Source organism: Cupriavidus sp. 01L46, assembly GCF_056399905.1.
In genome coordinates, this window is the sequence record NZ_JBFTSF010000197.1 from 1 (window position 1) to 12,247 (window position 12,247).

The window sequence follows — 12,247 nt, forward strand, 5'->3', positions numbered from 1 at the left end:
GCGGCGCGGCAGCTCGCGCGAGCACGCACCCTGGGCGCTGACGCAATATGGCTTCCGCGCCGTGATCGCGCCGAGCTTTGCCGACATCTTCTTCAACAACTGCTACAAGAACGGCTTGCTGCCGGTGGTGCTGACCGAGTTGCAGGTCGACCATATCTTCAACGAGACCAATGCGTTCAGCGGCTACAAGCTGACCATCGATCTCGATAAGCAAGTGGTGGTCACGCCGGGCGGCAACAGCTACCCGTTCGACATCGCGCCGTTCCGCAAGTACTGCATGCTCAATGGCTTTGACGATATCGGCCTGTCCCTGCGCCATGCCGACAAGATCAAGGCGTATGAGGCCGAGCGCGTGGCCAAGATGCCGTGGCTGAACAACCGCGTGGTCGGCTGAGGCCGGTTGGTACGCTGAGACAAAACAAGGAAGACAAAGCATGAAAATCGCAGTCCTGCCGGGTGACGGCATCGGTCCCGAGATCATCGCGGAGGCCGTCAAGGTCCTCAACGCGCTCGACGAAAAATTCGAGATGGAAACCGCCCCGGTGGGCGGCGCCGGCTACGAGGCCAGCGGCCATCCGCTGCCCGACGCCACGCTCAAGCTGGCTAGGGAAGCCGACGCCATCCTGTTCGGCGCCGTGGGCGACTGGAAGTACGACAAGCTGGATCGCCCGCTGCGTCCCGAGCAGGCCATCCTCGGCCTGCGCAAGCACCTGCAGCTGTTCGCCAACTTCCGTCCGGCGATCTGCTATCCGGAACTGACCGGTGCGTCCAGCCTGAAGCCCGAGCTGGTGGCCGGCCTGGACATCCTGATCGTGCGCGAGCTGAACGGCGACATCTACTTTGGCCAGCCGCGCGGCATGCGCGAAGCCCCGGACGGTCCTTTCAAGGGCGCACGCGAAGGCTTCGACACCATGCGCTACAGCGAGCCGGAAATCCGCCGCATCGCCCACGTGGCCTTCCAGGCCGCGGCCAAGCGCGGCAAGAAGCTGTGCAGCGTGGACAAGGCCAATGTGCTCGAGACTTTCCAGTTCTGGAAGGACGTCGTGATCGACGTGCACAAGGAATACCCGGAAGTCGAGCTGTCGCACATGTACGTGGACAACGCGGCCATGCAGCTGATCAAGGCGCCCAAGAGCTTCGACGTGATCGTCACCGGCAATATGTTCGGCGACATCCTGTCKGACGAGGCCGCCATGCTGACCGGCTCGATCGGCATGTTGCCGTCGGCTTCGCTGGACGCCAACAACAAGGGCCTGTACGAACCGTCGCACGGCTCGGCACCGGACATCGCGGGCAAGGGCGTGGCCAATCCGCTGGCCACCATCCTGTCGGCCGCGATGATGCTGCGTTTCTCGCTGAACCGCGCCGAGCAGGCCGACCGCATCGAGAACGCCGTCAAGAAGGTGCTGGCCCAGGGCTACCGCACCGGCGACATCCTGACACCGGGCTGCAAGCAAGTCGGCACGCGTGAAATGGGCGAGGCGGTGCTCGCGGCACTGTAAGCCGCATTAAAGTTGAAAAGGCGCCGCATGCGGCGCCTTTTCTTTCATTTGTCCCCGATTTCCCCCGTGTGGCAGCGCCACAAAATCGTGTAGACTCTGCGAATGGTCCGAATCTTCCAGTCCCCCTCGACTGCCATCGCCGCCCCGGTTGCTACCCGCAGCCCGGTTGGCCTGGGTTCGCACGGCCACCCGCTTACCGCAACGACGATTAAAACCATTACTACCAAAACGATCGGCTAGATCGTTCGTCGTGCCTGCTCGTCTTCCCCGCGCAGTCACGTCGGGCGAGGAAAGCGCGGGGAAGTTCAAATCACATCCGAGGTTAGTCATGATTGTAGGTCTCGTCGGCTGGCGAGGAATGGTCGGCAGCGTCCTGATGCAACGCATGCAGGAAGAGCGCGATTTCGACCATATCGAGCCCGTATTCTTCAGCACGTCCAACGCTGGCGGCCAGGCTCCGGCCATGGCCAAGAATGAAACCAAGCTCAAGGACGCGAACGACATCGAAGCGCTGAAGAAGTGCGACGTTGTCCTCACCGCCCAGGGCGGTGACTACACCAACGAGATTTTCCCGCAGCTGCGCGCAGCTGGCTGGAAGGGCTACTGGATCGACGCGGCGTCCTCGCTGCGGATGAAGGACGATGCCATCATCGTGCTGGATCCGGTCAACCTTGGTGTCATCAAGGACGCGCTGGCGAAGGGCGTCAAGAATTTCATCGGCGGCAACTGCACGGTMAGCTGCATGATGATGGGCCTGGGCGGCCTGTTCCAGCACGACCTGATCGACTGGATGACGTCCATGACCTACCAGGCTGCTTCGGGCGGTGGCGCGCAGCACATGCGTGAGCTGCTGACGCAGTTCGGCACGCTCAATGCATCGGTCAAGTCGCTGCTGGATAACCCGGCATCGGCCATCCTGGAAATCGACCGCACCATCCTGGCGACCCAGCACGGCCTGTCCGCCGACGAAACCAAGCAGTTCGGCGTGCCGCTCGCTGGCAACCTGATTCCCTGGATCGACAAGGACCTGGGCAACGGCGTGTCGAAGGAAGAATGGAAGGCCGGCGCCGAGACCAACAAGATCCTGGGCCGCGGCGAAGGCTTCCTGGGTGCGACCGGCGCTGCGCCGATTGCCGTGGACGGCCTGTGCGTGCGCATTGGCGCCATGCGCTGCCATTCGCAGGCGCTGACCATCAAGCTGCGCCGCGATGTGCCGCTCGATGAGATCGAAGCCATGCTGGCCGAAAACAACCAGTGGGCCAAGGTGGTGCCGAATACCCGTGAGGCCAGCATGACCGACCTCACGCCGGCCGCCGTGACCGGCACCCTGACCATTCCGGTGGGACGCCTGCGCAAGATGCAGATGGGTGGGGAATACCTCTCGGCCTTCACCGTCGGCGATCAGCTGCTGTGGGGCGCCGCCGAGCCCCTGCGTCGTATGCTGCGCATCCTGATCGAAGCCTGAGCCAGGGACTTGCTCCCAAGGAGCGCTTGAGTCATGTCTTGGTCCATGTCTTGAGGCTCCGCGCAAGGCCTCCGTGGTTCCGTTGCAGCAAGGCAACAGAAACCACGGGCTTTGATAACAACGCCGCGCCTGTGCGCGGCGTTGTCACGCCCGGGCGCCTATTCTTCCCGGCGTTGCGTCACAATACAGGCGGCATATGCCGGGCTGCGGGGCGGTTATCCGCACGTCCGTACGAGTTGGCGCGGGGCTCAGTCGGGACGCTAACTTGCTGCGCTAAACCATTGATGTTAAGTTAATTTCACTACTAGAACACAACGGAGCACAAGGTGAGTGTGAGCCAACATCGCCGGAAAGATGCGCCTACCGCCCGCCAGCGCTGGTCAACGCTGGCCTTCACGGCACTCGGTTTGCTGCTCGCGCAGCCGGCCGCTTATGCCGCGGGGTTTGGGCAATTACGGGTACAGTCGAATCTGGGTCAGCCGCTGCAAGCGGAAATCGATATTAGTGGCGTCAGCGCGGAAGAGGCGGACGGCCTGGCCGTCAAGCTGGCGTCTCCCGATGCGTATGCCAAGGCCGGCCTGACGTATCTGCCCGCGGTCAGCAGCCTGCGGCTGCAGGTCGAGCGCCGCCCCAACGGGAGCTATGTGGCGCGGGTCCGGTCAACCCAGCCGCTCAGCGAGCCCTTTGTCGATATCCTGGTGGACATGACATGGGCGAGCGGCAAGGTGTCGCGCGCGTACACTTTCCTGCTGGATCCGGCAGGAGCCAAGCCTTCGAACCAGACTTTCTCGCCTGCCACGGTAGTGCAGGCGGGCACCCCTGACGAATCCGGCGCCACCAGCCCGGCGGCGCCCGCGCCAAGCGCCGCGCCCGTGCCCGCGCCGTCGGTGCAGGCTCCGCCTCCCGTGGCGGCCAGCCCGGCGCCACGGCCCCAGGCCAAGGCCCCGGCGCCGCGTCCGCACCGCGCCGCCACGCAGGCTTCGGCGGAGGGTGCTGCCGCGGCTGGCGGCACCTACACCGTGCAGCGCGGCGACAACCTCTCCGCCATTGCCGGCGAGGCGTCCCAGGGACAGGATTCGGTATCGCTGGACCAGATGCTGGTCGCGCTTTATCGCAACAATCCGAATGCCTTCGTTGGCGGCAATATGAACCGCCTCAAGGCGGGCGCTGTGCTCAAGCTGCCTAGCCAGCAAGAAGCGCAATCGGTCACGCCCCGCGCGGCACGCCGCGAAGTGGTGGCGCGCACGCAGGGCTTCGACGCTTACCGCAGCCGCCTGGCTACGGCGGCGGCGGGGCGCTCGGTCGAGGCCGGCAGTGGCCGCGAACAGTCGGGCAACGTCACCGCGCGCGTGCAGGAGCAAGCCGCACCGGCCGCCGGCCCACGCGACGAGCTCAAGCTCAGCAAGCCCGATCGTGGCAGCCAGGCTGCTGCCGCTGCGGCAACCGAAGCCAATATCGCCAAGGAACGGCAGCTCAAGGAGGCCGAGGCACGCCTCGCGCAGCTTGAGAAGAATGTGAACGACATGCAGCGGCTGGTCGAGCTGAAGAACGCCGAGATCGCCAAGCTGGCCCAGGTACAGAAGGAGAAGGGGGCAGGCAAGGACTCGGCAGCAGCCCCTGCAGTCCCTGCGGCCGCACCTGCCGTGGTTCCGGCTGAGGCTGCCAAGGCCGACGCAGCCGCGCCGGCCCCGGCAACGGCCAGCGCTGGCGCCAGCGCGGCCACGGCCGCCGCAGCATCCCCGGCGTCCGCGCCTGCGGCCACTGCTGGTGCCAGTATCGCCGGCACGAATGCCGCTGACGCCACCGTTGCGGCTGCCGCCAATCCTGCTGCCGCTTCCACGCCGGCGGCCAAGCGCCCGCCGGTCGTGACGCAGCCCACGCCGGTGGCCCAGCCGTCCTTCATCGAAGACCTGCTGGCCAATCCGATGCTGCTGCCGGGCGGCGGGCTATTGATTGCCCTGCTGGGCGGCTACGCGATCTATCGCCGGCGCCAGCAACAAAAGACCAGCGACGGCGCGGCCTTCGGGGACAGCATCCTGTCGCAGGAAAGCACCGTCATGGCCGGCGGCAATTCGCTGTTCGGCACTGCGGGCGGGCAGAGCGTGGACACCTCGCAGCACAGCGTGTTCGGGGCGGATTTCMGCATTGGCAACAATGCCGCGGAAGCCAACGAAGTCGATCCGATCGCCGAGGCCGATGTCTATATCGCCTACGGGCGCGATGTGCAGGCCGAGGAAATCCTGCGCGAAGCCCTGCAGCAAAACCCTGAGCGCCAGGCGATCCGCCTCAAGCTCATGGAGATTTACAACACTCGTCAGGATGTGGAAGGTTTTCGCGTGATTGCAGAAGAAATGTTCGCCCAGACTGGAGGACACGGGGCGGAGTGGACACAGGCAGCGGAGATGGGGCGTAGCCTCGATCCGAACAATGCCTTGTATTTGAGTGTGGCGCCCGATGTCGCGTCGCTTGACACCACCACCTTGCCGGCCGATCAGTGGCGCACCCACGATCCGTCGCAAGACCTGGCGGCGGCACCGCGCGAAACCCCGCTGGCGGACCTGGCAGACTTCGCGCTGCCGCTGGATGGGTTCCCCGCGCCGGCGGCCGGTGCGCCGATCACCGCGCCCGAGTCCGCCTCGCGCGTGTTCGGCAATGGCGAGGCGGTGCCTTCGGCGCTCGCCGCGCGCCTGGACGACGGCCTTGGCCTGGATCTGCCGCAGCCCCATGACGTCGGCGGTCATGACGACGTGCCGGCGCTGGATACGCCTACGCGTAGCCGTCCGCTCGACTTCGACATGTCCGGCATCTCGCTGGACCTCAGCCCGGCAGGCCACACCGACGCGCGGGCCGACAGCCTGGCGCAAGTGCATGACGAGGCGCGTTCCTCGTTCGGTGCGTCGCTGCCGGCGCCGACCATGCTGCGCGACGGCAAGCTGTCCGAGCCGATCGACCTGTCGCGCGTGAGCGCGGAAAGCGGGCTGGACACGGCGCGCGGCATCTCGCCGAGCACGCTGTCGGCCGACGCCGCCGATGGTGGCCGCGACATGCAGATCAAGTTCGACCTGGCCCGCGCCTATATCGAGATCGGCGACAAGGAAGGCGCGCGGGAGTTGCTGCAGGAAGTGGTGGAGCAGTCGCAGGATCCTCTGTTGACCGAAGCCAAGACTTTGCTGCGGGACGTGGCCTGACCGGCAGCCTGCAGGCGGGCTGACAAGCAAGCTGTAGAATGGCGGGCTGTGCGCAAGCGATGCGCCCGGCAGCTCGCCACCAATGCGCCGGGAGCGTGGCTCCCGGCGCATTTGTTTTTCCGCGAGCCGGCAATCGGGCGATTCTCATCGGCGCCGCGCCGTTTTCGCTAGCTCCCGTAGATCGTCAATTTCCGCCYCATGAMCCGCATYGCCCTCGGCCTCCACTATGACGGYGCCGCYTTCTCCGGCTGGCAGTCGCAACCGCACCGCAATACGGTGCAGGACCGGCTWGAAGACGCCATCGCGCAGTTCGCCGGCAGCCGGGTGCCGACCACAGTGGCGGGCCGCACCGATACCGGCGTGCACGCGCTCGGCCAGGTGATCCACATCGACACCGAGCTGACGCGCGAACCGTTTTCCTGGGTGCGCGGCGTCAACGCCTTCCTGCCGCCCAGCATCTCGCTGCAATGGGCCAAGCCGGTGGACGACAGCTTCCATGCGCGTTTCCTGGCCTTCGAGCGCATGTATTACTACGCGCTCTACGTGGGGCCGCACCGTGTGCCGCTGGTGCACGGAAGGGCGGGCTACCTGATGCTGCCGCCAGGCAAGGGCCTGGACGTCGACGCCATGCGCACGGCCGCGGGCTGCCTGCTGGGCGAGCACGATTTCTCGGCCTTTCGCGCCGCCGAGTGCCAGGCGAAGTCGCCGGTCAAGACCATGTACGACATCACCTTGAAGGCTGACGGCGACTGGCTGTTCGTGCGCTTTCGCGCCAGCGCCTTCCTGCACCACATGGTGCGCAACCTGATGGGTTGCCTGGTGGCGGTAGGGCGGGGACGCAACCCGCCGGAGTGGCTGGCCGAAGTGCTGGCAGGGCGCAACCGCGCCAAGGCAGCGCCCACTTTCATGCCCGATGGCCTTTACCTGGCCGGGGTGAAGTATCCTGAGCCGTACCAGATCCCGGTCGCCGACACGGCCGCCAGCCTGTTTCATGGAGTGTTTGCCAATGACCCAGTTGCCTGAAGCGGACAGCGCGCCGCTGCGCACCCGCATCAAGATCTGCGGGTTGACGCGCGAKGAAGATGTCCGCGCCGCGGTCGATGCCGGCGCCGACGCGATCGGCCTGGTGTTCTATCCGGGCAGCCCGCGCTTTGTCGAGGTGGCACGCGCCGCGGCGCTGGCCGAAGCCGCCGGCCCCTTCGTGTCGGTGGTGGGCCTGTTCGTCAATGCCGAGGCCGACCATATTGCCCATGTGGTGGAGCGTGTGCCGCTTACGCTACTGCAATTCCACGGCGACGAGCGCCCCGAGGACTGCACCCTGGTGGCCCAGCGCTGCCGGCTGCCGTTTCTGCGCGCGGCACGCGTGCAGCCGGGCCTCGATTTGGTAGAATTCGCAGATCTGCATCGTGATGCCGCTGCCTTGCTGCTTGATGCCTTCGTCGAAGGCTACGGCGGTGGCGGGCACGTCTTCGACTGGACCCTGATACCCCCGGCATGGCTTCCGCCCACCCACAACCCGACCGCAAGCGCCGCTCCTCGGATCGTTTTGAGTGGTGGGTTGAACGCGCAAAACGTCGCTGGCGCGATTGAGCGCGTGCGGCCCTACGCTGTCGATGTAAGCAGCGGCGTGGAGGCTGCCAAAGGCGTGAAAGACCACGCCAGGATCGCCGCCTTCGTGCGCGCGGTGCGCAGCGCGGATGCCGGGTGAGTCAAGGCGCCGACCCGGCGCTCGGCCTCCCGCCTATCCCGCGCAAATCGCACCTGCCCCGCGCACGACCCTAACGTCATCGGACCCCTGCCAGACCGGCAAGGGCCCTGTTCAGAAGAGCTGACTCATGTACGACCTGCCCGATTCCCGTGGCCATTTCGGCCCCTATGGTGGTTCCTTTGTATCCGAGACCCTGGTGCACGCGCTGGACGAACTGCGCGAAGCCTATGCGCACTTCCAGAAGGATCCGGAGTTCGACGCGGAATACCGCCGCGAGCTGAAGCATTTCGTCGGCCGCCCCTCGCCGATCTATCACGCACAGCGCTGGAGCGAGATGCTCGGCGGCGCGCAGATCTATCTGAAGCGCGAAGACCTCAACCACACCGGCGCCCACAAGATCAATAACGTGATCGGCCAGGCACTGCTTGCCAAGCGCATGGGCAAGCCGCGCGTGATCGCCGAGACCGGTGCCGGCCAGCACGGCGTGGCTACCGCGACCATTGCCGCGCGTTTCGGGATGGAGTGCGTGGTCTACATGGGCTCGGAAGACGTCAAGCGCCAGGCCGCCAACGTCTACCGCATGAAGCTGCTGGGTGCCACCGTGGTGCCGGTGGAGAGCGGCTCCAAGACCCTCAAGGACGCGCTCAATGAAGCCATGCGCGACTGGGTCACCAACGTCGAGAACACCTTCTACATCATCGGCACCGTGGCCGGCCCGCATCCTTACCCGATGATGGTGCGCGACTTCCAGTGCGTGATCGGCGAAGAGGCCAAGCTGCAGATRCCGGAAATGACGGGCCGCCAGCCCGATGCCGTGATCGCCTGCGTGGGCGGCGGCTCCAATGCCATGGGCATCTTCTATCCGTACATCGAGCACAAGGATGTGCGCCTGATCGGCGTGGAAGCTGCCGGCGACGGTCTGGAAACCGGCCGCCACGCCGCCGCGCTGATCGGCGGCACGCCGGGCGTGCTGCACGGCAACCGCACCTACCTGCTGCAGGACGCCAACGGCCAGATCATCGAGACCCATTCGATCTCCGCCGGCCTGGACTATCCCGGCGTAGGCCCCGAGCACGCATGGCTCAAGGATATCGGCCGCGCCGAGTATGTCCCGATCACCGATGAGGAAGCGCTCAAGGCTTTCCACGACTGTTGCCGCATCGAAGGGATCATCCCGGCGCTGGAGTCCAGCCACGCCATCGCCTATGCCTGCAAGCTCGCTCCCACGCTGCCCAAGGACAAGCTGCTGCTGGTGAACYTGTCCGGCCGYGGCGACAAGGACATGCAYACCGTGGCCGAGCGTTCGGGGYTGAMSCTCTGATGCGCGATTTTCTCCCGCCGGGCGCCGCTGAAGGCGGCGCCCCGTCCGCGCCCATCGCCGCACCGCAACTGACGCTCTACCAGGAAGACGTGCTGGAAGGCATCAAGCGCATTGCCGACGGCTCCATCGACCTGATCGTGGCTGATCCGCCCTATGGCCTGGGCAAGGACTACGGCAATGACTCCGATCGCCTGTCCGGCGACGCCTACCTGGAATGGTCCGCGAGCTGGATCGATGCGGTGGTGCCCAAGCTGGCGCCGCGCGCCTCGCTCTACCTGTTCTGCACCTGGCAATACTCGCCGGAGCTGTTCGTGATGCTCAAGCAGCGCCTGACCATGATCAACGAGATCATCTGGGACCGGCGCGTGCCGAGCATGGGCGGCACCACGCGCAAGTATTCCTCGGTGCACGACAACATCGGCTTTTTTGCCCGGGCTCGCGACTACTACTTTGACCTCGACCCGGTGCGCGTGCCGTACGACGCCGAGACCAAGAAGGCGCGCAGCCGTCCGCGCTTCGAGGGCAAGAAGTGGCTGGAGGTTGGCTACAACCCGAAGGACCTGTGGAGCGTGCCGCGTATCCACCGGCAAGATCCGGAGCGCGCCAATCACCCGACCCAGAAGCCCTTGCATATCGTGCAACGCATGGTGCTGGCCAGCTGCCCGCCGGGCGGGCTGGTGCTCGATCCGTTCACCGGCAGCGGCACCACGGCCGTAGCCTGTGCGTTGCACGGGCGCCGCTTCGTCGGCTTCGAGATGAATCCCGACTATGTCGACGTGGCGCGCGCGCGCGTCGCGGCATGCATCACTACGCCGCAGGCCGCGCCCGCTACCCTGAACATCGCAGCCGCGAACGATGAGCCCCTGCTGGCTGCCTCGTCCACGCCGCTGCCCACTCTCGCTCAATGACCATGTCCCGAATCAAAACGACTTTCGCGGCGCTGGCCGCGCAGAACAAGAAGGGCCTGATTCCGTTCATCACCGCTGGTGACCCCGAGCCCGGCCTGACGGTCGCGCTGATGCACGCGCTGGTGGCGGGCGGGGCCGACGTGATCGAGCTTGGCGTGCCATTCTCCGACCCGATGGCCGACGGCCCGGTGATTCAGCGTGCCTCCGAGCGCGCGCTTGCGCAGGGCGTGACGCTGACCAAGGTGCTGGCCTGGGTGGCCGAGTTCCGCCAGACCAACGCGGCGACGCCCGTGGTGCTGATGGGCTACGCCAACCCGATCGAGCGCATGGGCGAGGAAACCTTCGCCAAGGCCGCGCGCGCCGCCGGTGTCGATGGCGTGCTGGTGGTCGACTACCCGCCCGAGGAGTGCGAGTCCTTCGCCGCGCAGATGCGCGCCAACGAGATGGACCCGATCTTCCTGCTGGCGCCGACGTCCACCGACGATCGCATCGAAGCCGTGGCCAAGCTGGCCAGCGGTTACCTGTACTACGTGTCGCTCAAGGGCGTGACCGGTTCGGCCACCATCGACCTCGACAGCGTGGCCGCCCGCATTCCGCTGATCAAGCGCCATGCCAACCTGCCGGTGGGCGTGGGCTTCGGCATCCGCGACGCGCAGACCGCGCGCACGATCGGCAGCGTGGCCGACGCCGTGGTGATCGGCAGCCGCCTGGTGCAATTGCTCGAAGATGCGCCGCGCGACCAGGCGGTACAATCGCTGCAGTCGTTCATCGCGGAAATCCGTCAGGCGCTGGATGCCTGAATGTGATTGAAGCGACGCCGCCTGTGTCGACGCACGGGTGGCGAATGCAGCAAAAAACACTGATTTTGACGGCCGTTGTGCCGCAACAGGCGCATCGCCCCGGCGGAACGGGGACTGCGGACCGCAGGCATGGTAAATTCGCGGCCTGACATGTTCCGCGCATGTGCCGAAAGGAGCCTTTCATGAGCTGGTTGGATAAACTCCTCCCTCCCAAGATTCAACAGACCGACCCCTCCACCCGCAAGGGCATTCCGGAAGGGCTGTGGGTCAAGTGCCCGTCGTGCGAGTCGGTGTTGTACCGGACCGACGTCGAGGCCAACCTCCACGTCTGCCCCAAGTGCGACCACCATATGCGCATCCGCGCCCGCGCCCGCCTCGACGGGCTGCTGGACGCCGAAGGCCGCTATGAAATCGGCCAGGAAATCCTGCCGGTCGACGCACTGAAGTTCAAGGACACCAAGAAATACCCGGACCGCATCAAGACCGCCATGGACGACACCGGCGAGACCGATGCCATGGTCGTGATCGGCGGTGCCATTCACACCATTCCGGTAGTGGTGAGCTGCTTCGAGTTCGAATTCATGGGCGGCTCCATGGGCTCGGTGGTAGGCGAGCGCTTCGTGCGTGGCGCCCAGGCGGCGCTGGAGCAGAAGGTGCCGTTCATCTGCATCACCGCCACGGGCGGCGCACGCATGCAGGAAAGCCTGCTGTCGCTGCTGCAGATGGCCAAGACCACGTCCATGCTGAACCAGCTGTCGAACGCCAAGTTGCCGTTCATCAGCGTGTTGACCGATCCCACCATGGGTGGTGTTTCGGCCAGCTTTGCGTTCCTGGGCGATGTGGTGATCGCTGAGCCCAAGGCGTTGATCGGTTTTGCCGGTCCCCGCGTGATCGAGCAGACCGTGCGCGAGAAGCTGCCGGAAGGTTTCCAGCGGGCCGAGTTCCTGCTGCAGAAGGGCGCGATCGATATGATTGTCGACCGTCGCAAGTTGCGGGATGAGTTGGCGCAGTTGCTGGCTTTGCTGCAGAAGCAGCCGGCGGATGCGGTGGCATAAGGGTTGGGTTGGTTGATAGTGATCAGGCGCGGGCGGTTGTTCGCGCTTTTTCGCTTTTTGGGGATGGTGGGGTGGTGGTGGGTTTAACTGCAACTGCAACTGCTTAACTGCTTAACTGCTTAACTGCAAAGTCAAAGGCAGTTTCACCCCCCCTTCGGGGCGGCGACCTACTTTCTTGTCTCGCCAAGAAAGTAGGCAAAGAAGGCGACCCGGATGGGGCGAAAGACTCCTCGTCGGAAGACAAAAAGAGCGGCCGGGGGCCAAACTCACATCGCCTTAAGGCGATGCTCAAACATGGCC

Annotated in this window: 10 protein-coding genes; all 10 read left to right on the forward strand. The window is 65.5% G+C overall.

The window, feature by feature from the left end; all coding sequences use genetic code 11:
• Positions 1 to 394: 3-isopropylmalate dehydratase small subunit (leuD, locus tag AC1DS3_RS26885; protein WP_477128310.1), on the forward strand; the 394-nt coding region annotated here is incomplete at its 5' end.
• Between the two features lie 40 nt (positions 395 to 434).
• Positions 435 to 1,502, forward strand: coding sequence for a 3-isopropylmalate dehydrogenase (leuB, locus tag AC1DS3_RS26890; protein WP_441641305.1), 1,068 nt, complete (start codon positions 435 to 437; stop codon positions 1,500 to 1,502).
• A 328-nt stretch (positions 1,503 to 1,830) separates the two neighbouring features.
• Positions 1,831 to 2,967: an aspartate-semialdehyde dehydrogenase gene (gene asd, locus AC1DS3_RS26895; RefSeq protein ID WP_043348001.1), complete on the forward strand. Its 1,137-nt coding sequence runs from the start codon at positions 1,831 to 1,833 to the stop codon at positions 2,965 to 2,967.
• A gap of 326 nt (positions 2,968 to 3,293) precedes the next feature.
• Complete coding sequence (locus AC1DS3_RS26900; protein ID WP_477128311.1) at positions 3,294 to 6,155, forward strand: motility hub landmark protein FimV; 2,862 nt, start codon at positions 3,294 to 3,296, stop codon at positions 6,153 to 6,155.
• A 198-nt stretch (positions 6,156 to 6,353) separates the two neighbouring features.
• Positions 6,354 to 7,178 carry a tRNA pseudouridine(38-40) synthase TruA gene (gene truA, locus AC1DS3_RS26905; RefSeq protein ID WP_477128312.1) on the forward strand — a complete coding sequence of 275 codons (825 nt, stop codon included), beginning with the start codon at positions 6,354 to 6,356 and terminating at the stop codon, positions 7,176 to 7,178.
• Positions 7,162 to 7,863 carry a phosphoribosylanthranilate isomerase gene (locus tag AC1DS3_RS26910; RefSeq protein ID WP_477128313.1) on the forward strand — a complete coding sequence of 234 codons (702 nt, stop codon included), beginning with the start codon at positions 7,162 to 7,164 and terminating at the stop codon, positions 7,861 to 7,863. The genes truA and AC1DS3_RS26910 overlap by 17 nt, the downstream gene beginning before the upstream one ends.
• A 127-nt stretch (positions 7,864 to 7,990) precedes the next feature.
• The gene (gene trpB, locus AC1DS3_RS26915) at positions 7,991 to 9,184 is read left to right on the forward strand and encodes a tryptophan synthase subunit beta (protein ID WP_477128314.1); all 1,194 of its coding nucleotides are present in this window, start codon (positions 7,991 to 7,993) and stop codon (positions 9,182 to 9,184) included.
• A complete protein-coding gene (locus tag AC1DS3_RS26920) occupies positions 9,184 to 10,092 on the forward strand; it encodes a DNA-methyltransferase (protein WP_043347990.1) in 909 nt (302 codons plus the stop codon). The genes trpB and AC1DS3_RS26920 overlap by 1 nt, the downstream gene beginning before the upstream one ends.
• A gap of 2 nt (positions 10,093 to 10,094) precedes the next feature.
• Entirely contained in the window at positions 10,095 to 10,892 is a 798-nt protein-coding gene (gene trpA, locus AC1DS3_RS26925) for a tryptophan synthase subunit alpha (protein WP_183034310.1), read from the forward strand.
• A 182-nt stretch (positions 10,893 to 11,074) separates the two neighbouring features.
• The gene (accD, locus tag AC1DS3_RS26930) at positions 11,075 to 11,947 is read left to right on the forward strand and encodes an acetyl-CoA carboxylase, carboxyltransferase subunit beta (protein WP_441641544.1); all 873 of its coding nucleotides are present in this window, start codon (positions 11,075 to 11,077) and stop codon (positions 11,945 to 11,947) included.
• The last annotated feature ends 300 nt before the right edge of the window (positions 11,948 to 12,247 follow it).